The sequence below is a fragment of the Promicromonospora vindobonensis genome (genome assembly GCF_042685865.1).
Taxonomy (GTDB): Bacteria; Actinomycetota; Actinomycetes; order Actinomycetales; family Cellulomonadaceae; genus Promicromonospora; species Promicromonospora vindobonensis.
The window spans coordinates 1221577-1243381 of record NZ_JBHUOG010000002.1 but is presented as its reverse complement, the minus strand read 5'-3'; the positions used below and the strand labels follow the sequence as shown (position 1 = coordinate 1243381).

The following is a 21805-nucleotide window of genomic DNA, read 5'->3' as shown; positions in this document are numbered from 1 at the left end:
GTGACCGGTGGGGCAGCAGACGGTGCGCACGGCAGCATCACCCGGCGCGGCTTCGTCGTCGGCGGTGCGGTGGGGCTCCTGGCCGGCGCCGGCCTGCCGCTCGGGCTGGAGCAGCTGTTCGGCGGGACCGCCGACCTGGAACGGTTCGCGGCGGGGGACCAGCTCACGATCCTCAGCGGTCGCGACGAGACCGACGGCGGGCAGCGCCGTCTGCTCGTGGACCTCTGGAACCGGGTGCACGAGGCGCACCCCGCGCGGATCGTCGAGGTGTCGAGCAACGCGGACCGCGCCTACAGCACCATGCTGTCCGCCGCGCAGGCCGGCGAACCCGGCTATGACATCTACAACCTGGACATCCCGTGGGTGCCGCAGTTCGCGCAGAGCGGGTACCTCCGGGAGCTCGACGGCGCGACGGGCGACGGGTTCCTCGGTGAGCCCTGGGCGGCCGGGACCTGGGAGGGGGCTGCGTACGCGCTGCCGTTCAACTCCGACGTCGGCCTGCTGTACTGCAACCTCGACCTGATCGGCGAGTACTACCGGCGCAAGGGCGAGGAGGTGCCCCGCGCGGACCCGATCCCCGTGCAGGGCGGCTGGGACGGCCTGGACACGTTCGCGCACGACGTCTTCGCCGAGGTCGGCGGCGACCTCGGCGTGAACCGCCCGATCGTGGACACGGCGATCGCCCTGCAGCTGGCCGACTACGAGGGCTTCACGGTCAACCTCTGGGAGATCCTCCTGGGGTCTCGTGCCGTCTCGGTGGACGAGACGGGGCGACCGGTCTTCGAGCACGTCGACCGGATCGAGACGGCGCTCGAGAGCCTGGCGGAGCGCCTGCGCCCGCCGTCGGACGGCCCGAGCGGCACAGCGGCGTCGCTCGCGTTCGACGAGCAGGGCTCGCTGGCCGCCTTCGCCGGCGGGCGCGCGGTCTTCCTGCGGCACTGGCCGAGGGCGCTGCGCCTCCTGCGCGGCAAGGACTCGGCGCCGTTCCGGGTCGGGTTCATGCCGGTGCCCGGTGGAGGAGTGCTCGGCGGGCAGAGTCTCGCCGTGGCCGCCGCGTCCAGGTACCCGGTGGCAGCCCGGCGTCTCGCCGAGTTCCTCACGAACGAGCGCAGCCACCAGCTCATCTTCGAGCGCGGGGGGTTCGCCGCGAGCCGTGAGGCGCCCTACCGCGACGCCGAGGCGCCCTGGGCGCTGGAACCGGTGACCGACGACCTGGCCTCAGCCCTCGTGGACTACGCGACGGGGAAGGGCGTCGACGGCACCAACGACCCCGAGCGCAAGGCGAACGACGCGTTGCGGCTGGCGCTCGACGGGGCGTCGCCCCGCCCGCGCCTGCAGCACTACGTCGAGCTCAGCGAGGAGTTCCGCCGGTACGTCCGGGCCGTCCTGACACGCTCCGGGTCCGCGAAGGGCGGTGGTTCGTTCGACGGCGCCGAGTTCGCCGAACGCATGAACGCGGCGATGGACGGCAAGATCCCCCAGTAGGTCCACGACCACGGGGGTCAGCGGGAGGTGCCCAGGTCCTGCGTCACCTCGACGCCCGGCATCTCGCAGAGCAGCGGTCCGGGCATGAGGAGCTTGGACCGGCGTACCCCTGAACCCATGAGCGCCATCGTGCCCTCCTCGGCGAACCGGGCGTCGACCAGCACGCGGTAGCCCTCCGGCAGCCCGACGGGTGTGATGCCGCCGTACTCCATGCCCGAGTCGGCCACCGCGCGGTCCATCGGAAGGAACGACGCCTTGCGGACGTCGAGCAGCTTGCGCACCCGCTTGTTGACGTCGGCGAACGTGCTGGCCGGCACGACGCAGGCCGCGACGCGCTCGTCCTCGCCCCGCTTGCCCGCGACGAGCACGCAGTTGGCCGACGCCTCCGGCGGCAGGTCGTGCAGCTCGTTGAGCGTGGCCGTCTCGGCGTGCTCCGGGTCGATCTCGGTGACGGCCACAAGGCCGGCGACCCGCGGGTCGGCGTCGGCCCAGGCGGTCAGGGCGGCGAGCACCGGCTCGGCGAGGAGCTCCGGGTGCTCCAGCGCGGGCACCCAGACGAGGTCGCCCAGCGTGGGCAGGGTGGCGTTCCCGCTCATCGGCTGTAGGTCGCCGTGAGCGTGGCGCGCCCCAGCAGGTGGAAGTACACGTTGAACGCCACCTGCGCGTTGGAGTTGTCCGGGCCGAGGCCCAGCTCGCCGGGATCCACGTCCAGGGCGTGCACGGCGAAGATGTACCGGTGCGGGTGATCGCCGGGCGGCGGGCCTGCGCCCTCGAAGCCCGGCGTGTGGCCGTCGCTGTGGGTGTGGAACGCGCCGGCGGGCAGACCCGATCCATCAGGAGTTCCCGCTCCCGTGTCGAGTGAGGTAACGGAGGCCGGGATGTCGACGACGGTCCAGTGCTGGTAGCCCATCGGCGTCGGAGCGTCGGGGTCGTAGCACGTCACGACGAACGACTTGGTGCCCTCGGGGAATCCGCTCCACTCGAGCGCGGGGGAGATGTTCTGGTCGTGCGCGGCGTGCGCGTCCGGCATGCGCTCGCCGTCGGTCAGGTTGCTGCTCGTCAGCGAGAAGGCCGCTGGGGCGGGCAGCAGCGTGTACGGGTCCGGCGGGTAGGGGCGAGTGAAGTCCATGACCCCACTCTGCCGAATCGCCGCGGCTGGTGCCAGCGACCCGGCCGGGTGGATCTCGAGCGTGCCGGCCGAGCCGCAAGTTGGTGGTCTTCGGGTGCTTCCTGGAGTGCCGAGCCGCACGTTGCACGTGGCTTGCGTGGCCGACCCGCAAGATGAGGGTCGATCCGGGCCGTGATCGACACCTGTCTTGCGTGTCGACGCCCACGGTGACGTGGGAGTTGCGGTTCGGCGTCGTGCTGTCCGCCGGTCGACGCTTGGGTTGCGGTTCGGAGGCCGTTGGCCAGCCGGGGTCCGGGCTTCGCCGATGCGTGCCCTGCTCGGTGCCTGTTCAGCTCACCTCGCCTCGCACCGCGCCCCGCTCACCCCGACCCGCTCAGTCCACCCGGAGCAGGTGGCGGAACGCCGTCCGTGCCCGTTCCGGGCTGGGCTCGTCGCCGGTGATGAGGTCCGCATAGGTGAGCGACTCCGACACCCGCACCAGCAGGTACGCGAGCTCCTCCGGCGTGATGGTGCCGCCGAACGGCCGCTCGCCGAGGTCGCGGACCACCAGCCACTCGACGGTGGCCACGAACCGCTGCTGGATGGGGCTGTCGGCGGTGGTGAGCAGCCGCAGGGACCGGGCAGGCTCGCGGCGCAGGAACGCGCGGAAGTAGTCGGCCACGATGAGGTCGTGCGCGAAGGTGGTCAGCAGGTCGGCGAGCCGTTCGGCGCCGGTCAGGTGTTCGGTCGCGCGCTCTGCCTGCACGAGCGTCGGTACGGCGAGCGACCACAGCACCTCGCTGAGCAGCGCGTCCCGGTTGCCGACCCAGCGGAAGACCGACGTCCGGTCGACGCCGAGCTGCGCGGCCAGTGGGCCCATGTCGATGCGGTAGCCCTCGATGAAGGTGTCGCGCGCGAGGTCCAGCACGCGCTGCGCCTCGGGTCGCGTGGCCAGCCGAGCGGAGAGGCGGCTCGGCGCGGCTTCCAGGCCGACGGTCGCTATCGACGTCGTTGTCATGGCGGCCATCCAACCGTTACCCGACGCCCGGTGCAACAATATGCAGAATGATGCATACGGGGCATCTGCAGAAGTTCGCACTCTACCCGGCGCGGCGCGGCCGTGCTACGGTGCCTCCACAAACCGACCAGACGGTACGGAGGAATGCGTGGCTGACAACGTCGTCGCCGGCAGGGCCGAGTCCAGGACCGGGCCAAGGGCCGGGCCCCGGTTCGAGGGCAGGGTCGCCCTCGTCACGGGCGCGAGCAGAGGAATAGGCCTCGCGATCGCCCGTCGCATCGTGGCCGAGGGCGGCCGGGTGGTGATCACCGGACGCTCCGCCGAGACCCTGAAGGAGGCGGTCGCCGAGCTCGGCCCGGGTCACGCCCTGGGCGTCGCGGGCAAGGCGGACGACGCCGGGCACCGCGCGGACGCCATCGGGCAGGCGATCGAGCGCTTCGGGCGCCTCGACCACCTCGTGAACAATGCCGGGATCAACCCCGCCTACGGGCCGCTCGCCGAGCTCGACACAGGCGTGGCCCGCAAGATCCTCGAGGTGAACGTGATCGCGGCCCTGGAGTGGACCCGGGAGGCGGTCGCCGCGGCCGCAGGGGCGGCGGCCGCAGACGGCTCAGCGGCCGCAGACGACTCAGCGCCTGCCGGGAGCCCGCTCCGCTCGATCGTGAACATGGCGTCCGTGGCCGGCACGGCGTCGGGCCCGAACATCGCCTTCTACGGCGTCTCCAAGGCGGCCCTCATCAACCTCACGGTCCAGCTCGCCGACGAGCTCGCCCCGACGACGCGCGTCAACGCGCTCGCACCCGCGGTAGTCAAGACGCGGCTGGCCCGCGCCCTCTACGAGGGCCGCGAGGAGGAGGCGTCCGCCGCCTACCCGCTGCGCCGGCTCGGGGTCCCCGACGACGTCGCGGGACCCGCCGCCTTCCTCCTGTCCGACGACGCCGCGTGGGTCACCGGCCAGACCCTCCTGGTCGACGGCGGCGCGAGCGTGCGGACCGCCCTGTGAGCCGGCCGGTGAATGTGGTGGCGACGGTGAAGGATGAGCCCATGCGCACCATGAACGTCCAGGACCAGGTCCTCCGAGCCGCTCTCGACCTCTTCTCCACGCGGGGGTACGCGACCACGAGCGTCCAGGAGATTGTCGCGGCGGCCGGCGTCACCAAGGGGGCGATGTACCACTACTTCGCCTCCAAGGACGACCTGCTGTTCGCGATCTACGACCGGCTGCTGTCGCTGCAGAAGGCGCACCTCGACGAGATCGTGGCGACGGGCGCCGAGCGGGGCGACGGTGTCGAGGACGTGCTGCGGGCGGTCTGCGTGGACGTGATCTCGACGTCCATCGAGTTCCTGCCCGAGGGCACCGTCTTCACGCGCAGCCAGCACATGCTCATGCCGGAACGTCAGGCGGAGGTCAAGCGGCGCCGGCGCGCGTACCACGAGGAGTTCGAGGCGCTGCTCCGGCGCGGTATCGAGGAGGGCGTGTTCCGCGACGACGTGCCCACCGCGATGCTCATCGCGCACTTCTTCTCCGACGTGCACTACCTGTCCCAGTGGTACTCGCCCGCGGGGCCGCTGACGGCCGGCCAGGTGGCGGAGCAGCTCACCGAGCTGTTCCTGCGCGGCATCAGGGCAGCGGCATCAGAGGACTCAGGAAAGGACTGACACGTGAGCGTACCCACGGCGATGAAGGCGTGGCGGGTGGTCTCCCACGGGGAGCCCGAGCAGGTGATGGAGCTGCACGAGGTGCCGGTGCCACAGCCCGGTCCGGGCGAGGTGCTGCTGCGCGTGCGGGCGGTGGCGGTGAACTTCCCCGACGTCCTGCTGGCCCGCGGCGAGTACCAGGAGCGGCCGGAGCTGCCCTTCGTGCCGGGGATCGAGCTGTGCGGCGACGTCGTCGCGCTCGGTGCCGGCGTGGACGAGGGGGACCGGGTGCGGGTCGGCGACCGCGTCGTCGGCTCGAAGATCGGGGTGCTGGCGCAGTACGCGACGGTGCCGGTCGAGGCGGTGCACCCGGCGCCGTCGGCCCTGGACGACGCGCAGGCCGCTGCCCTCACGATCGCGTACCAGACCGCGTGGTTCGGGCTGCACCGGCGCGGCGGGCTGCAGGCCGGCCAGACGCTGCTGGTGCATGCCGCCGCTGGCGGCGTCGGCACCGCCGCGTGCCAGCTCGGCCGGGCCGCCGGGGCGCGCGTGGTCGGCGTGGTGGGCAGCGAGGCGAAGGTGGCGGCGGCTCGCGCCGCGGGCGCGGACCAGGTGTTCCTGCGCGACGACGACTGGGTCGCCGAGCTGCGCAAGCCCGGCGTCGACGTGGTGTTCGACCCGGTGGGCGGCGACTCGTTCGAGCGCTCGACCCGCTGCATCGGGTTCGAGGGCCGGATCGTCGTGGTCGGGTTCGCGAGCGGGCAGCAGCCCACGGTCCGGGCCGACCACGCGCTGGTGAAGAACTACAGCGTGCTCGGCCTGCACTGGGCGCTGTACCAGAAGCGCCGGCCCGACCTCGTGGACGCCGCGCACGCCGAGCTGGACAAGCTCGCCGCCTCGGGCGTGCTGCGCCCGGTGCTGAGCGACGTCGTCGGGTTCGACCAGGCGCCCGCAGCGGTGGCGCGGCTGGCCGGCGGCGCGACGACGGGCCGGCTCGTGGTCCGGGTGGCGGCATGACCGGGCCGAGCGTCGCAGCGCTGCACGACCTGACCGGGCGCGTGGCGCTCGTGACGGGCGGGGCGCGCGGTATCGGCGAGGCGTACGTGCGCATCCTGCACGACGCCGGGGCGAGCGTTGTGGTCACCGACGTCCTGGACGCCGAGGGGCAGGCGCTGGCCGACGCACTGGGGGAGCGGGCCCGGTTCCTGCACCTGGACGTGACCGAGGAGGAGGCGTGGGACCGGGTGGTCGGTCAGGTGGTCGACGAGCTCGGCGGTGTCGACGTGCTGGTCAACAACGCGGGCATCGCGAACGCGGCCCCGATCGAGCACTTCACGCTCGCCAAGTGGAACGCCGTGATGGCGGTCAACGCGACGGGTGTGTTCCTGGGCTGCCGGGCGGTGGTGCCCACGATGAAGGCGGCCGGGCGCGGCTCGATCATCAACATCTCCTCGGTCGAGGGACTGCGCGGCAGCTGGAGCCTGCACGGCTACACGGCCTCCAAGTTCGCGGTGCGGGGCCTGACCAAGTCGCTCGCCGTCGAGCTGGGCAAGGACGGGATCCGGGTGAACTCGGTGCATCCCGGCCTGATCCTCACCGAGATGAGCGTGAAGATCGACCCCGACGCCCTGGTGATCCCGCTCGGCCGGCCGGGCGTGCCCGACGACCTCGCCGGGACGATCCTGTTCCTCGCGAGCGACGCGTCGGCGTGGATCTCCGGTCAGGAGATCGTGGTGGACGGCGGTATGACCAGCGGGATCCCGCACCGCGGCTGAGACGCGGGGCCGGGTGTGGTGTGGGCGCGGGCGGGATGTGGTTGGGCAAGGACGGGCCGGCCGGTGTGCACGGGTACATGCATGTGCGGCGAACATACCGGCCGGTCGGTTTTTCAGATAGAGTTCCGGCACGTTGCAGTGCCGCAACCGGTCCGACACGAAGAGGTGCCGATGACGATGACGCCAGACAATGCAGAAGACAGCCCACCCCGGCTGGAGGTCTCGGGGCTGACCGTGACGTTCGGGGGCCTGACCGCCCTGGACGACGTGTCCTTCACCGTGGGCGACGGCGAGACCGTCGCGCTCATCGGCCCGAACGGCGCCGGCAAGACCACGGTCTTCAACGCCGTGTGCGGGCTGGTGCGCACCCGGCGGGGCGAGATCCGCGTGGGTGGGGCGCCCGCGCCGTCGTCGGCGACCGGGCTGCTGGGGGCCGGGGTCTCCCGGACCCTGCAGGGCCTGGGGCTGTTCGACCGCCTCACCGTGCTGGAGAACGTGCTCGTGCCGCTCACCAGCACCGGCCGCCGCACCGCCGCGGACGACCTGGCGGCGGCCCACGAGGTACTCGCCGCACTGGGCCTGAACGCGGCGGCCGCCGCACCCGCCGGGACGCTGCCCTACCCCGAGCGCAAGCGCGTGGCGCTGGCCCGCGCCCTGGTCACCCGGCCGCGGCTCGTGCTGCTGGACGAGCCAGCGGGCGGGCTCGGCGCCGCCGACATCGACCAGCTCGCGCAGACCGTGCGCACCGTGTCCGACGGCGGGTGCGCCGTGCTGCTCGTCGAGCACCACGTCGACTTCGTGATGGATGTGGCCGACCGTGTGGTGGTGCTCGACTTCGGGCACGTCATCGCGTGCGGGACGCCGGAAACGGTCCGCAGGGACCCGGCCGTCGAGCAGGCCTACCTCGGCGTGCCGGCGTCTCGGGTCTCGACCGGCTCGACCAGCGACAAGGGCGCGACCACCGGGGAGGGCTCATGAGCACCCTGACCGTCGAGCGGCTCATCGTCGGCTACGGCGACGGCGCCCCCGTCCTGGCCGGTCTGGACCTCGAGGTGCCCGACGGCGCCGTCGTCGCGCTGCTCGGGGCCAACGGTGCAGGCAAGACGACCCTGCTCCGCGCCCTGGTGGGCCTGGTGCCCGCCCGCGAGGGCCGCGTGCTGCTCGACGGAGCCGACCTCACGGCAGTCAGCACCGAGGAGCGCGTCCGGCACGGCCTGGCCCTGGTGCCCGAGGGGCGCAGCATCGTCGTCGAGCTGACCGTCGCGGAGAACCTCCGGCTCGGCGCCCTGTGGGTGTCGGGGCGGAAGCGCAAGGGTCCGGCGCGCGAGGCCGCCGTCGGGCAGATGTACGAGCTGTTCGAACCGCTGGCCCGGCGCCGCGACGCCGCCGGCCACACGCTGTCCGGGGGCGAGCGGCAGATGCTCGCGCTCGCCCGGGCCCTGGTCGGCGAGCCCGACGTGCTCCTGCTCGACGAGCCGTCCCTCGGGCTGGCGCCGCTCGTCGTGGCCCAGCTGCTCGGCGTGCTCCGCGACCAGGCGGAGGCCACCGGCCTCACCGTGCTCCTGGCCGAGCAGAACGTCACGGGCGCGCTGTCGGTCGCCGACCGCGGCGTCGTCCTGTCCCTCGGGGAGGTCGTCGCCGACCGTCCGGCAGCCGCGCTGGCCGCCGACCCCGCCCTCCGCCACGCCTACCTCGGGTTCTGACATGGCTCCCCACATGGCGACCGAGGCGGCCACCCAGATAGGTCCCGCCGTGGAAAGACTCGTGTTCCTCCTGTCGACCGGGCTGGCGCGCGGCGCCGTCCTCGCGCTCTTCGCGCTGTCGCTCGTGATCGTCTACCGGGCCGCGCGGGCAGTGAACTTCGCCCAGGCGGCGATGGCGATCGTGCCCGTGTACGTCGCGTTCGCGGTGACCTCGGCCAGCGGGTCGTACTGGCTCGGGCTGGCCGCCGCGGTGGCCGTCGGGGCGCTGCTGGGCGCCGTCGTCGAACGACGGCTCCTGCGCCTCGTGCCCCAGGACAACCCGCTGCCCGGCATCATCGTGGCCATCGGGCTGGTCATGGTGCTCCAGGCCGGGCTCGCCATCACCTTCGGGCCGGACCACCGGCCCGTGCACGCACCGTTCTCCCAGCGACCCTTCGAGGTCGCCGGGATCAACGTGCTCAGCCCCTACGACCTGTTCGTGCTGGTCGTGGCCGCCGTCGTCATGGGCTCTCTCGCGGTCCTGTTCAACCACACCTCCGTCGGCCTCCAGCTGCGGGCCGCCGCCTTCGCCCCCGAGACCTCACGGCTGCTCGGCATCCGCGTGCCCCGCATGGTCACCCTCGGCTGGATGCTCTCGATCGCCACCGCGGCGCTCGCGGCCCTGCTGCTGGTGCCCACGGGGCTCGGCCTGGACCCGCACGCCGCCGACGTGCTGTTCGTCAACGCCTTCGCCGCCGCCGTCATCGGCGGGCTCGACTCGCCCGTCGGGGCGCTGGTCGCGGGGCTGGTGGTGGGCGTGCTGGCGAGCCTGGTGACCGGGTACGCGTCGGCGGCGACGGCGCCGCTCGCGGTGCTCGCCCTGCTCACGGTCGTGCTGCTGGTGCGGCCGCACGGGCTCTTCGCGGCGAGGGAGGCGCGGACGGCATGAGGACCCGCGACCTGAGGACCCACGGCGTGAGCTCCCGGGGCACGAAGCTCCTGCTGCGCGCCGGCCTGCTCACCCTGCTGGCGCTGGGCGCCACCTTCCTGATCGACCCCTACCGCAACTACCAGCTCGCGACCTCCGCCGGCGTGTTCGCGGCCGTCGCAGGCCTCACCCTCCTGGTCGGTCTCACCGGGCAGCTCTCCCTCGGGCACGCGGTGCTGATGGCCGCCGGCGGGTACGGGTACGCCCTGACCGCCACCTGGGTGGCGGGCACGCTGGCCGGCGCCGCGGGAGAGGTGGCCGACGGCGTCGCCGGCTGGCTGCTGCCCCTGCTCGCCGGGGTGGCCGGGGCGCTGGTGGTCTCGGGGGTGCTCGGCCTGCTCCTCGGGCTCGCGGCGGCCCGGCTGCGCGGCCCCTACCTCGCGGGTCTGACGCTCGCCCTGGTGATCGCGCTGCCGTCCGCCGCGAGCACGATCCCCGGGCTGTCGGGGGCGCAGGGGATCAGCGCCCCGTTCGTCCCCGTCCCCGGTGCACTGGCCGCCCTCATCGCGGTGGAGCAGTGGCACGCCTGGCTCGCGATCCTCGTGACCGCCTGCGCGGTCACACCCCTGGTCGCCCTGCGCGCGGGGCGCGCCGGCCTGCGCATGCGTGCGGTGCACGACGACGAGACGGCGTCCCGCCTCGCCGGTGTCGACCCCGGCCGGGTCAAGACCGGCGCGTTCGTGGTGAGCTCGCTCGCCGCGGGCCTGGGCGGCGCGGTGCTCGCGATCGTCACGCAGCAGGTCAGCCCCGGGGCGTACGGGCTCGGGTTCTCGCTGCTGCTCGTCGTGGCGGCGGTCCTGGGTGGGCTCGGCTCGCTCGGCGGTGCCGCGATCGGCGCGGTGCTCGTGACGCTGCTGCCCTGGGTGGTCGACCAGGCCACCGCCGGGCTGCCCGCCGACCTCGGCCACCGGTTGCAGGGCAACCTCGAGATCGTCCTGTTCGGCGTGGTCGTCATCGTCGTCACGGTGCTGTGGCCCGGCGGGCTGGCCCGACTCTTCCCCACCAAGAAGCTTCTCCAGAGCACGCAGCTTTCCCCGAGCACGCAGCCTTCCCAGAACACAGAGAGGTGATCGGAATGCGCACCACACGATCCACGACACGATCCACGACACGATCCACGACACGGCCGGCCGGCACGGCGGCCGTCCTCGGCCTGGCCGCCGCGACGGCCCTGTCCGCCTGCTCCACCCCCGCGGCCGCCGACGTGCCGGGAGTCACCGACGACAAGGTGGTCATCGGCACCCACCAGCCGCTCACGGGCCCGGCCGCGGCCGGGTTCGCGTCCATCTCGGCGGCCACCGCTGCCTACTTCGAGCATGTCAACGCCAACGGCGGCATCCACGGCCGCGAGATCGAGTACGTCGTCAAGGACGACGGCTACAACCCGGCCAACACCCAGACGGTGGTGCGTGAGCTGGTCCAGGAGGACGAGGTCTTCGCGATCGTCAACGGACTCGGCACCCCCACGCACTCCAGCGTGCTCGACTACCTGGACCAGAACGGCGTGCCCGACCTGTTCGTCGCCTCGGGCTCCCTGACGTGGAACCAGCCGGACAAGTACCCGAACACGTTCGGCTTCAACGCCGACTACGTGACCGAGGGGGCGGCGCTGGCACAGCACGCGCTGGACACCGACCCGGACGCCGTCGTCTGCGTGCTGGGCCAGGACGACGACTTCGGCGAGGGCATCCTGGAGGGCGTCGAGCTCGTGGTCGGCGAGGGCGAGGTCGCGACCAACCAGACCTACTCGACCGCGGACCAGGACGTCACGGCACAGCTCGGCGCCATGAAGGAGGCCGGCTGCACGCACAACGTGCTCGGCACCATCAACGGCTTCACGGCGCTGGCCGTTGGCACCGCCGCGCAGATGGAGTGGTTCCCGAAGTGGCACGTCTCCTCATCGGGCGCCGACTACCCGACGCTCGTGGAGTACCTCGGCGAGGAGGGCACACCGGCGCTGGAGGGCCTGGTCTCGGTCAACTACCTGCCCAACAGCCCGTCGTCCCAGTGGTACGAGCTCTTCACCGAGATCAACGAGGAGTACAACGACGGCGCGCCCTACACGGGCAACACGACGTACGGCATGAGTGTGGGCTACCAGTTCGCCGAGGCGCTGGCCGCCGCGGGCGAGAACCCGACGAGGGAGTCGATCGTGGCGGCGGTGGAGTCCGGCGACCTGAAGGGCAACGGCATCGCGCCGCTGACCTACTCCGCGGACGACCACTTCGCGCACCGCACCGTCCGGATCGCCGTGGTGGCCGACGGCGTGCAGGACTTCACCGACGACGCCTACGAGGTGTCCGAGACGGGTGCCGCCCCCGTCGAGCCGGAGCAGACGCCGCTCGAGAACGAAGGCATCCCGGCGACCGAATGACCCCGCGCAGCAGGGGGCACCAGAAACATCGCGCACGAGGACCTCGGGCGCACGAGAGGGGAACCATGACGCACGAACTACCCGGTCTGGACGTCGCGGGCCTGGCCACCTGGCTGGCCCGGGAGCACCCGGAGCTGGTCGACCCGACCGGCGCCGGACTGTCCGCGAGCCTGATCGCCGGCGGGCGCAGCAACCTCACCTACCGGGTCGACGGCGCCGCGCTGCCGTTGGTGGTGCGGCGCCCGCCGCTGGGGCACGTGCTGTCGAGCGCGCACGACATGCGCCGCGAGCACCGGGTCATCACCGCCCTGGCGGGGACGGTCCCCGTGCCACGCACCGTCGCGGTGGTGGACGACACCGGACGGGCCGAGGTCACGGGCACGGTGTTCTTCGTCATGGAGCACGTGGCGGGCACGGTCCTGGCCCGCCCCGAGCACAACGCGGCCTGGACCCGTCAGGGGCTCGGCCGGCTCGGCGTCGAGCTGGCCGAGGTCCTCGCGGACCTGCACGCCACCGACCCCGGGTCGGTGGGCCTTGCCGACTTCGGCCGGCCCGCCGGGTACCTGGCCCGCCAGATGACGACCTGGCGGCGCCAGTACGACGCCTCCCGGTCGCGGCCCCAGCCGCTCCTGGACACGCTCCAGGAGCGGCTGGAGGCCGCTGTGCCCGACGACGGCGCGCGCACCGGCATCGTGCACGGCGACTACCGGCTCGACAACGTGCTGGTGGCCGGCCCGCCCGACGCCCCGCACGTCGCGGCGGTGCTGGACTGGGAGATGGCGACGCTCGGCGACCCGCTCGTGGACCTCGGCATGCTCGGCATGTACTGGCACATCCGGGAGCTGACCACGACGTCGGGCGTCGACGTCGTGCCCGGGGCGATCCTGCCCGGCGCCGGCTATCCGGACTTCGGCGAGGTGATCGACGCCTATGCCGCACGCGCCGGGATCGCCGTGCCGGACCTGTCCTGGTACCGGGCGTTCGCCTGCTTCAAGCTCGCGGTCATCCTCGAGGGCATCCACTACCGGTTCACCGGCGGCCAGACCGTCGGCGACGGGTTCGACCGGATCGGGGAGCTGGTGGAACCGCTGGCCGCCGAAGGGCTGGACCGGCTCGCCGACTCCCCGCCCAGGACCGCCACCACGACACCAGGAGGAGCCTGATGGACTTCGCCCCCGACACCACCACGCAGCGCATCACCCGGCGGGTCCGGGACCTCGTGACGGACGAGGTGCTGCCCGCCGAACCCGTGCTCGCCGAACAGCTCGCCGCCACGCCCGGCGACTGGACCTTCCGGCCCGTCGTGCACCACCTGCAGGCCACCGCGCGCGAGCGCGGGCTGTGGAACCTGTTCCTGCCCCCTGGGGGGCCGGTGGGCGAGCACAGCGGAGGCCTGACCAACCTGCAGTACGCCCCCGTGGCCGAGCTCACCGGGTACAGCCCGAAGCTCGCGCCCGTCGCCATGAACTGCGCCGCCCCCGACACCGGCAACATGGAGCTGCTCGCGCACTTCGCCACGCCCGAGCAGCGCGAGCGGTGGCTCGGCCCGCTGCTGGACGGCACCCTGCGGTCGGCGTTCTGCATGACCGAGCCAGCCGTCGCGTCGTCGGACGCCACGAACATCGCCACCCGCATCGTGCGCGACGGCGACGAGTACGTCATCACCGGCCGCAAGTGGTTCGCCACCGGCGCGATGAACCCCGACTGCGGCCTGCTGATCGTGATGGGCAAGACCGACCCCGGGGCAGCGCGGCACCGCCAGCAGTCCATGGTGCTCGTGCCTCGTGACACCCCCGGGGTGACGGTCGTGCGCGGCCTGACCGTCTTCGGCTACGACGACCGCGACCACGGCGGCCACGCCGAGATCCGCTTCGACGACGTCCGCGTCCCCGCAACCAGCCTGCTCGGCGGCGAGGGCGAGGGGTTCGCCATGGCGCAGGCCCGCCTCGGGCCGGGGCGCATCCACCACTGCATGCGCGCGCTCGGCACCGCCGAGCGCGCCATGGACCTCGTGCGCGAACGCGCCACCCGACGCGTCGCGTTCGGCACCCCGCTCGCCGACCAGGGCGTCGTGCGCGAGTGGCTCGCCACCTCGCGCATCGAGATCGAGTCCCTGCGCCTGCTCGTGCTCAAGACCGCCTGGCTCATGGACACCGTCGGCAACAAGGCCGCCATGACCGAGATCCAGGCCATCAAGATCGCGGTACCCCGTGCCGTCGGGCAGATCCTGGACCGCGCCGTCCAGGTCTTCGGCGCCGCGGGGGTCTCCGGCGACCACCCACTGGCCGAGCTCTCCGCGGGCGTCCGCACGCTCCGCCTGGCCGACGGGCCCGACGAGGTGCACCTGGCCTCGCTCGGCCGGGCCGAGCTCCGCCGCCGGGCGCCGTACCTGACCTCGGCCACCACCTCGTCGGAGCGCACCGCCCCGCACACCCCTCTGGAAGGAGACCCGACATGACGCACGCACCCGACACCCGCACGGACCCCGCCGTCGACGGCCCCGGCTACGGCACCCTCTCGATCGCGAGCATCCTCGCCGAGACCGCCCGCCGGCACCCCGAGCGCCCCGCCCTCTGGTTCATGGGCCAGGCCACCACCTACGGCGACCTCTGGGACCAGACCCGCGCCTACGCCGGGGCGCTCGCGGCCCGCGGGATCGGTCAGGGCTCGCGCGTGGCGATGATCGTGCCGAACGTCCCCGACTTCGCACGCGTCTACTACGCCACGCTCGCGCTCGGCGCCGTCGTGGTCCCCGTGCACCTGCTGTTCCGCACCGACGAGATCGAGTTCGTCCTGACCGACGCGAGGGCCGACGTCGTCGTGGTCGCCGCGCCGATGCTCGCGGAGGCCGCGCCGGCGGCCGCGCGGGCCGGGGTGCCGATGCTCACGGTCCTGGTGCCTGACGCCGTCAAGCAGCAGCTCGCCGCGCAGGGGACCGAGGTGGCGCGGCTGGAGGAAGAGGCGGCAGCGGCTGTCCCGATCGAGCGGCACGTGGGCACCAACCCGCTGGCCGCAGCCACGATCCTGTACACGAGCGGCACCACGGGCACCCCCAAGGGCGCGGTGGGGTCGCACCTGGCGATGGTCGAGCAGGTGCACTGCTCCCTGATCGACTCGTTCGACCTGCGGCCCGACGACGTGGTGTACGGCGGCCTGCCGTTCTTCCACTCGTTCGGCCAGATGGCGGTGCTGAACATGGCCTTCCGGCGCGGTGCGTCCATCGTGCTGCTGCCGAGGTTCGACCCCGACGAGGCCCTCGAGCTGCTGGTCGCCCACGGCGCCACCGTGTTCACGGCGGTGCCGACCAACTTCGCCGGCATGGTCGAGGCGGCGCGGCGGTCCCCGGCCCGGCCGCCGTTGCGATACGCCGTGTCCGGCGGCGCTGCCCTTCCGGTGGCGCTGCTCGAGGCGTTCGAGGAGGCGTACGGCGCCCAGGTGCACGAGGGGTACGGGCTGACGGAGACGTCGCCGTCGTGCACCTTCAACGTCACCTCGGAGCCCATCCGGCCCGGGACGGTGGGCCGCTCCATGTGGGGCGTCGACGTCGCCGTGGCGGTCGCCGAGGTGCAGGACCGGGTCGAGCTGCTACCGAGCGGGCTCGGCGAGATCGTGGTGCGCGGGCACAACCTCATGAAGGGGTACCTGGGCCGGCCGGACGCCACGGCGGAGGCCGTCGTGGACGGCTGGTTCCGCACGGGCGACCTCGGGACGGTCGATGCCGACGGCATCGTCACGATCGTGGACCGCACGAAGGACATGATCATCCGCAACGGCTACAACGTGTATCCCACGGAGGTCGAGGCGGTGCTGGCCCGCTACCCCGGCGTCGCCATGGCCGCGGTGTTCGGGGTGCCCGACGCCCGGCGCGGGCAGGAGGTGCACGCCGCCGTCGTGCCGTCCCACGGGGCCGACGTCGACCCGGACGCCGTGGTCGCCTACATGAAGGAGCACGTCGCGGCGTACAAGTACCCGCGCGTGGTGCACGTGGCGGCGGACCTGCCGCTGGGCCCGAGCGGCAAGGTGCTCAAGCGCGAGCTGACGGCGCAGCACGCCGACCCTGCGGTGTAGTGGTGCCGGAGTCGGGAGCGGGGGAGAACCTACGCGCCGGAGGTGTGTTGCCGTGGGTAGACGTTGTCTACGCACGGCAGCACACCCCGGGGCGCAACGTTCTCCCTGGCGGGCTCTGTGGCCGGCGTCGCGCGATCTCCGCCCGGCTCGGCTCAGGCGCCGGGCAGGCCCAGGTGCTGCTCGACCGCAGTGCGCACCCGGTCAGGCACCGGCACGGGCCGGCGGGCGGCCTGGTCCACGAACACGTGCGTGAAGCTGCCCGTCGCGTAGGGCTGCGCGCGGTCGGCCGCGCCCGCGCGCAGGATCGCCAGGTCCCAGGTGAGCGACGTCCGCCCGAGGCGCCCGACGGCGACGTCCACCTCGATCTCGTCCGGGAACGACACCGAGGCCAGGAACTCGCACGAGGAGGCGCGCGCGAGCCCGATCACGTCGCCCGCCGGGTCCATGCCGGTGTGCCGGATGAGCCACAGGTTCACCGCCGTGTCCATCGCCTCGTAATAGACGGTGTTGTTCAGGTGCCCGTACTGGTCGTTGTCGTTCCAGCGCAGCGGGAAGGGGTGTCGATAGCCCATGACCGCAGCGTAGCCCGGTACCGAGGGTGGGGTGCAACATAATCAAGAATGATGCATACTGGACATCTGCCAGATCAACGACGATCGGAGGACCGATGACGCTCGCACCCGAGTCGCCCCAGACAGACACGCTGGAGGCCGACTTCTACTCGTTCCAGGACCTGCTCACCCCGGCCGAGCAGAAGAAGGCACTGGCGGTCCGCGAGTTCATGGAGCGCGAGGTGCGCCCCATCGCGGACGACTACTGGGAGCGCGCCGAGTGCCCCGTGCACCTGTTCAAGCCCTACGCGCAGCTCGGCACCATCGGGTCGGGCTGGGCCGAGACGCAGGGCGACGAGACCTCGGCCGTGTTCCGCGGCTGGGTGGGCATGGAGACGGCCCGCGTGGACTCGTCCTTCTGCACGTTCATCGGGGTCTCCGGCGGCCTGGCGATGACGTCGATCGGCGTCGGCGGTACGGCGGAGCAGCGCGCGAAGTGGCTCCCGCCGATGGCGAGCGGCGACCTCATCGGTGCGTTCGCCCTGACCGAGCCGCTGGCCGGCTCCGACACCGCCAAGGGCCTGCGCACCACCGCCACCCGCACGGGCGACACCTGGGTGCTGAACGGCGCCAAGCGCTGGATCGGCAACGCCACGTTCGCCGACGTCGTCGTGGTCTGGGCAAAGGACACGGCCGACGACCAGGTCAAGGGGTTCCTGGTGCGCAAGGGCACACCGGGCTTCACCGCCACCAAGATCGAGCGCAAGCAGTCGCTGCGCATCGTGCAGAACGCGGACATCGTGCTGGAGGACGTCGAGGTGCACGAGGCCGACCGCCTCCAGGACATCAACAGCTTCCGCGACCTGGCGAAGGTGCTGCGGATCACCCGCGACGGCGTCTCCTGGCAGGCGCTCGGCACCATGATCGGCGCCTACGAGGCCGCCGTGACGTACACCAAGCAGCGTGAGCAGTTCGGCAACCCCATCGCCAGCTACCAGCTGATCCAGGACAAGCTCGCCACGGCGTACGCGAACGTGACAGCGGGCTTCGCCATGTGCGTGCGGGTGGCCCAGCTGCAGGACAAGGGCACCCAGACCGATGCCCACGCCGCGATGGCCAAGGCGTTCGTCACCACCCGCATGCGCGAGACGGTCGCGCTGTGCCGCGAGGCCTGCGGCGGCAACGGCATCACGCTGGACCACGGCGTGGCCCGCTTCTTCGCCGACGCCGAGGCCGTGTACACGTTCGAGGGCACCAAGGACATGAACCAGCTCATCGTGGGCCGCGCGATCACCGGCCACGCCGCGTTCGTCTGAGGAGGAAGACATGACCGAGGCCTACATCGTCGCCACCGCCCGCTCGCCCATCGGGCGCGCGCACAAGGGATCGCTGAAGGACGTCCGTCCCGACGACCTCGCTGCGCGGATGGTCGCCGCCGCCGTCGAGCAGGTGCCGGGCCTCGACCCGGCCCGGATCGACGACCTGCTGCTCGGCTGCGGCCTGCCCGGAGGCAAGCAGGGCATGAACCTGGCCCGCGTCGTCGCGGTGCTGTGCGGCTGGGACACCGTGCCTGGTGCGACCGTCACGCGCTACTGCAGCTCCAGCCTGCAGACCACCCGCATGGCGTTCCACGCCATCAAGGCGGGCGAGGGCGACGTCTTCGTGTCCGCGGGCGTGGAGTCGGTCAGCTCGATGGCGACCGGGTCGAGCGACTACATCCCGGGCGTGGACCTGAACAACCCGGTGTTCGCCGACGCCCTGGCCCGCACCGAGAAGCGCGCCGCCGCCGGGACGGGGCTGTGGACCGACCCGCGCCTGGAGGGTGCGCTGCCCGACCCGTACATCAGCATGGGCCAGACCGCGGAGAACGTGGCCGCCCTGCGCAGCATCACCCGCGCCGAGCAGGACGAGTTCGCCGCCCGCAGCCAGCAGCGCGCGCAGGCCGCGATCGCCGCGGGCTTCTGGGCGAAGGACATCACGCCGGTGACCCTCCCTGACGGCACCGTCGTGTCCGCCGACGACGGCCCTCGGCCCGGCACCACGGTGGAGACCCTCGGGACGCTGGAGCCGGTGTTCCGCCCCGACGGCACCGTCACCGCCGGCAACGCCTGCCCCCTGAACGACGGCGCCGCGGCGCTCGTCATCGTCTCCGGCCGGGTGGTGGACGAGCTCGGCCTGCAGCCCCTTGCCCGCATCGTGTCCACGGGGGTCAGCGGCCTGTCGCCGGAGATCATGGGTCTCGGCCCCGTCGACGCCAGCCGGCAGGCGCTGCGGCGCGCCGGGCTCACGGTCGACGACATGGACCTCGTGGAGATCAACGAGGCGTTCGCCGCCCAGGTGATCCCCTCGGCGCGCGAGCTGGGCGTCCCCGACGAGCGGCTGAACGTCAACGGCGGCGCGATCGCCGTCGGGCACCCGTTCGGGATGACCGGGGCGCGCATCACCTCCACCCTGATCAACGCGCTCGCGGACACCGGAGGCCAGTACGGTCTTGAGACGATGTGCGTGGGCGGCGGCCAGGGTATGGCGATGGTGCTGGAGAGGCTCTGACGGGCCCGGAGGGAGGCGCTGTGCGGATCACCGGTGCGGTGCTGGAGCGTTGCGACGCCCCGGCGCCCTATGCGGAGTCCCGGCCGGTCACGGTCGGGCCTCTCGAGCTCGGCCCACCACGGGCCGGCGAGGTCCTGGTGCGGATCGAGGCGGCTGGGCTGTGCCACTCCGACCTCTCGGTCGTGGACGGCAACCGTGTCCGGCCGGTGCCGATGCTGCTCGGCCACGAGGCCTCGGGCATCGTGGAGGTCACCGGCCCCGGTGCGCGTCTCGCCGTCGGGCAGCGGGTGGTGATGACGTTCCTGCCGCGCTGCGGGCAGTGCGCCGAGTGCGCCACCGACGGGCGCCTGCCCTGCTCGGTGGGGTCGGCGGCCAACGGGGCAGGGACGCTCGTGGGCGGCGGTCGGCGGCTGAGGCGGGAGGGGCAGGAGGTGCACCACCACCTCGGGGTGAGCGCGTTCGCCAGCCACGCCGTGGTGTCGGAGACGTCCGTGGTGCCTGTCGACGACGACGTCCCGCCCGACATCGCCGCCCTGCTCGGCTGCGCGGTCCTGACCGGCGGTGGCGCCGTCGTCAACGCGGGGCGGCCCGCGCCGGGCGACCGCGTGGCCGTCGTGGGCCTGGGCGGCGTCGGTATGGCGGCGCTCCTGGTGGCCGTCGCGCTGGGGCACGAGGTGGTGGGCGTCGACGCAGTCCCCGCCAAGCTGGAGCTGGCACGCGAGCTGGGCGCGGCGGCCGCCGTCGGGCCGCTGGAGGCTGCCGAGCAGCGGCTGCGCGCGCCCGTCGTGATCGAGGCCGCAGGCTCGGCCCGCGCCTTCGAGACCGCCTACGCGATCACCGCCCCTGGCGGCACCACCGTCACCGTCGGGCTGCCGCACCCCGACGCCCGCGCGAGCATCTCGCCGCTCAGCCTCACCGCCGAGGCCCGCACCGTGGTGGGCTCCTACCTCGGGTCGGCGGTGCCCAGCCGCGACATCCCGCGCTACGTCGAGCTGTGGCGGTCCGGGCGGCTGCCCCTGGACCGGCTCGTCTCCGACCGCATCACCCTGGACGACCTGCCCGCCGCGCTCGACCGCCTCGCGTCAGGGGCGGCGCTGCGGCAGCTCGTGATGTTCTGACTCTCTTTTCCCAGATACCCGTACCGAAAGGAACCCCTATGACTCGCACCGCCATCGTCACCGGAGCGGCCCGCGGCATCGGCGCCGCCACGGCCCGCCGGCTCGCCAAGGACGGCTACGCCGTCGCCGTCCTTGACCTCCTGGAGGACCAGGCCAAGACCACGGCGGAGGCCATCGCTGCCGACGGCGGTCGCGCGCTCGCCGTGGGCGCCGACGTCGCCGACGAGCAGTCGGTGGCCGACGCCGTCGCCCGCGTCACCGCCGAGCTGGGCGCACCCACCGTGCTGGTGAACAACGCGGGCATCCTGCGCGACAACCTGCTGTTCAAGATGTCCGTGGACGACTGGGACGCCGTGCTGAGCGTGCACCTGCGGGGCGCGTTCCTCATGACCAGGGCCGTGCAGGCGCACATGGTGGAGGCCGCGTTCGGCCGCATCGTGAACCTCTCCTCGACCTCGGCCCTCGGCAACCGCGGCCAGGTCAACTACTCGGCCGCCAAGGCGGGCATGCAGGGCTTCACCAAGACGCTGGCGATCGAGCTGGGCAAGTTCGGCGTCACCGCGAACGCTGTGGCGCCGGGCGTGATCGAGACCGACATGATCCGCGAGACCGCCGAGCGCATCGGCATGCCGCTGGCCGACTACCTCGGCGTGGCGGCCCAGGACGTGCCGGTGGGACGCGTGGGGCAGCCGGAGGACATCGCGAACGCCGTCTCGTTCTTCTGCTCGGAGCAGTCCGGGTTCGTGTCGGGCCAGGTGCTGTACGTGGCGGGCGGGCCGAAGGCGTGAGCGACGGTGCGGGCGAGGTCATCGCCGTCGACTCACCGGCTGCCCTCGCCGACGCCGTGGGCCGGACCGCCACCGGCGAGTGGTTCGAGATCACGCAGGAACGGATCGCCGCGTTCGCCGACGCCACCGAGGACCACCAGTGGATCCACCTCGACGCCGAGCGGGCGGCCGCCGGGCCCTTCGGCTCCACGGTCGCGCACGGGTACCTCACCCTGTCGCTGCTGCCTCGTCTCGCGGCCTCGCTGGTCTCGGTCGGCCGCAGCGCGATGGTGATGAACTACGGCCTGGACCGGCTGCGGTTCCTCGCCCCGGTGCCGGCCGGGTCGCGAGTGCGGGCCGTGACCGAGATCCTCTCCGCCGAGCCGACGGCCAACGGCGTGCGGCTGGCCTCGAAGGTCACCGTCGAGATCGAGGGGGCCGAGAAGCCGGCGCTGGTCGCGCACACGCTGGCGCTCTACGTGCCGGAAGGCTGAGCTGCTGAGCTCGAGAATGACCTGAGGCACCGATCCGGCCCGGATCGGTGCCTCAGGTCATTCTCGAAGCGGGGCCTGGCTCGCTCGGCCCGGCGGCCTGTCGGTCGGCGAGGTGGACGCAGCTCCGCCGCTGGACGGGTGCGGTTCGGCGTCGGAGGACCCGCCGGGGCACCGCAGTGTTGCGGGGTC

Annotated in this window: 21 protein-coding genes and 1 pseudogene; 18 read left to right on the top strand and 4 right to left on the bottom strand. The window is 72.8% G+C overall.

The genetic code is table 11. The annotated features are described in order from the left end of the window. Window positions 1-1485 carry an extracellular solute-binding protein gene (locus ACFS27_RS18800; RefSeq protein WP_377185865.1) on the top strand — a complete coding sequence of 495 codons (1485 nt, stop codon included), beginning with the start codon at window positions 1-3 and terminating at the stop codon, window positions 1483-1485. A 17-nt stretch (window positions 1486-1502) separates the two neighbouring features. Here ACFS27_RS18800 and ACFS27_RS18795 read toward each other — a convergent pair whose 3' ends face one another. The 3 genes from ACFS27_RS18795 to ACFS27_RS18785 form a co-directional block, all read right to left on the bottom strand. Next, complete coding sequence (locus tag ACFS27_RS18795) at window positions 1503-2081, bottom strand: YbaK/EbsC family protein (protein ID WP_377185863.1); 579 nt, start codon at window positions 2079-2081, stop codon at window positions 1503-1505. Then, complete coding sequence (locus ACFS27_RS18790) at window positions 2078-2614, bottom strand: YbhB/YbcL family Raf kinase inhibitor-like protein (RefSeq protein WP_377185861.1); 537 nt, start codon at window positions 2612-2614, stop codon at window positions 2078-2080. The genes ACFS27_RS18795 and ACFS27_RS18790 overlap by 4 nt, the downstream gene beginning before the upstream one ends. A gap of 373 nt (window positions 2615-2987) precedes the next feature. Further along, a complete protein-coding gene (locus tag ACFS27_RS18785; RefSeq protein ID WP_377185858.1) occupies window positions 2988-3611 on the bottom strand; it encodes a QsdR family transcriptional regulator in 624 nt (207 codons plus the stop codon). A gap of 148 nt (window positions 3612-3759) precedes the next feature. Between ACFS27_RS18785 and ACFS27_RS18780 the strand changes: the two genes are divergently transcribed. The 12 genes and pseudogenes from ACFS27_RS18780 (at window position 3760) to ACFS27_RS18725 (ending at window position 16136) form a co-directional block, all read left to right on the top strand. After that, on the top strand, window positions 3760-4614 hold the full coding sequence (locus ACFS27_RS18780) for an SDR family oxidoreductase (protein ID WP_377185856.1): 855 nt from the start codon (window positions 3760-3762) through the stop codon (window positions 4612-4614). Window positions 4615-4655: 41 nt separating this feature from the next. After that, the gene (locus tag ACFS27_RS18775) at window positions 4656-5270 is read left to right on the top strand and encodes a TetR/AcrR family transcriptional regulator (RefSeq protein WP_377185854.1); all 615 of its coding nucleotides are present in this window, start codon (window positions 4656-4658) and stop codon (window positions 5268-5270) included. Between the two features lie 3 nt (window positions 5271-5273). Continuing rightward, window positions 5274-6266 (top strand): NADPH:quinone oxidoreductase family protein, encoded by a 993-nt coding sequence (locus ACFS27_RS18770; RefSeq protein WP_377185852.1) that lies wholly within the window; start codon window positions 5274-5276, stop codon window positions 6264-6266. Further along, window positions 6263-7024, top strand: a complete 762-nt coding sequence (locus tag ACFS27_RS18765; protein WP_377185850.1) for a glucose 1-dehydrogenase — start codon at window positions 6263-6265, stop codon at window positions 7022-7024. The genes ACFS27_RS18770 and ACFS27_RS18765 overlap by 4 nt, the downstream gene beginning before the upstream one ends. Window positions 7025-7195: 171 nt before the next feature. Further along, complete coding sequence (locus tag ACFS27_RS18760) at window positions 7196-8002, top strand: ABC transporter ATP-binding protein (protein WP_377185848.1); 807 nt, start codon at window positions 7196-7198, stop codon at window positions 8000-8002. Further along, window positions 7999-8505, top strand: a pseudogene (locus tag ACFS27_RS18755) (ABC transporter ATP-binding protein); the annotation flags it as partial. The gene ACFS27_RS18760 and the pseudogene ACFS27_RS18755, both read left to right, overlap by 4 nt. Before the next feature lie 223 nt (window positions 8506-8728). After that, window positions 8729-9655 carry a branched-chain amino acid ABC transporter permease gene (locus ACFS27_RS18750; RefSeq protein WP_377185844.1) on the top strand — a complete coding sequence of 309 codons (927 nt, stop codon included), beginning with the start codon at window positions 8729-8731 and terminating at the stop codon, window positions 9653-9655. Next, window positions 9652-10764 (top strand): branched-chain amino acid ABC transporter permease, encoded by a 1113-nt coding sequence (locus tag ACFS27_RS18745; RefSeq protein WP_377185842.1) that lies wholly within the window; start codon window positions 9652-9654, stop codon window positions 10762-10764. Before ACFS27_RS18750 ends, ACFS27_RS18745 begins: the two co-directional genes overlap by 4 nt. 5 nt (window positions 10765-10769) lie before the next feature. Continuing rightward, window positions 10770-12068 carry an ABC transporter substrate-binding protein gene (locus tag ACFS27_RS18740; RefSeq protein WP_377185840.1) on the top strand — a complete coding sequence of 433 codons (1299 nt, stop codon included), beginning with the start codon at window positions 10770-10772 and terminating at the stop codon, window positions 12066-12068. 65 nt (window positions 12069-12133) lie between these two features. Further along, complete coding sequence (locus tag ACFS27_RS18735; RefSeq protein ID WP_377185838.1) at window positions 12134-13231, top strand: phosphotransferase family protein; 1098 nt, start codon at window positions 12134-12136, stop codon at window positions 13229-13231. Further along, window positions 13231-14526: an acyl-CoA dehydrogenase family protein gene (locus ACFS27_RS18730; RefSeq protein ID WP_377185836.1), complete on the top strand. Its 1296-nt coding sequence runs from the start codon at window positions 13231-13233 to the stop codon at window positions 14524-14526. Before ACFS27_RS18735 ends, ACFS27_RS18730 begins: the two co-directional genes overlap by 1 nt. Continuing rightward, a complete protein-coding gene (locus tag ACFS27_RS18725; RefSeq protein WP_377185834.1) occupies window positions 14523-16136 on the top strand; it encodes an AMP-binding protein in 1614 nt (537 codons plus the stop codon). The genes ACFS27_RS18730 and ACFS27_RS18725 overlap by 4 nt, the downstream gene beginning before the upstream one ends. A gap of 152 nt (window positions 16137-16288) precedes the next feature. On the opposite strand, the gene ACFS27_RS18720 is transcribed toward ACFS27_RS18725, so the two are convergent. Beyond that, a complete protein-coding gene (locus ACFS27_RS18720) occupies window positions 16289-16708 on the bottom strand; it encodes an acyl-CoA thioesterase (RefSeq protein ID WP_377185832.1) in 420 nt (139 codons plus the stop codon). Window positions 16709-16803: 95 nt separating this feature from the next. On the opposite strand from ACFS27_RS18720, the gene ACFS27_RS18715 reads away from it, so the two are divergent. Genes ACFS27_RS18715 through ACFS27_RS18695 form a run of 5 tightly spaced genes read left to right on the top strand, consistent with a single transcriptional unit; the run spans window position 16804 to window position 21616 of the window. Further along, window positions 16804-18003 carry an acyl-CoA dehydrogenase family protein gene (locus ACFS27_RS18715; RefSeq protein WP_377185830.1) on the top strand — a complete coding sequence of 400 codons (1200 nt, stop codon included), beginning with the start codon at window positions 16804-16806 and terminating at the stop codon, window positions 18001-18003. Between the two features lie 10 nt (window positions 18004-18013). After that, window positions 18014-19237: an acetyl-CoA C-acetyltransferase gene (locus tag ACFS27_RS18710; RefSeq protein WP_377185828.1), complete on the top strand. Its 1224-nt coding sequence runs from the start codon at window positions 18014-18016 to the stop codon at window positions 19235-19237. A gap of 20 nt (window positions 19238-19257) precedes the next feature. After that, complete coding sequence (locus ACFS27_RS18705; protein ID WP_377185826.1) at window positions 19258-20355, top strand: zinc-binding dehydrogenase; 1098 nt, start codon at window positions 19258-19260, stop codon at window positions 20353-20355. 38 nt (window positions 20356-20393) lie between these two features. After that, the gene (gene fabG / locus ACFS27_RS18700) at window positions 20394-21143 is read left to right on the top strand and encodes a 3-oxoacyl-ACP reductase FabG (RefSeq protein ID WP_377185824.1); all 750 of its coding nucleotides are present in this window, start codon (window positions 20394-20396) and stop codon (window positions 21141-21143) included. Then, window positions 21140-21616: a MaoC family dehydratase gene (locus tag ACFS27_RS18695; protein ID WP_377185822.1), complete on the top strand. Its 477-nt coding sequence runs from the start codon at window positions 21140-21142 to the stop codon at window positions 21614-21616. The genes fabG and ACFS27_RS18695 overlap by 4 nt, the downstream gene beginning before the upstream one ends. Window positions 21617-21805 lie beyond the last annotated feature (189 nt).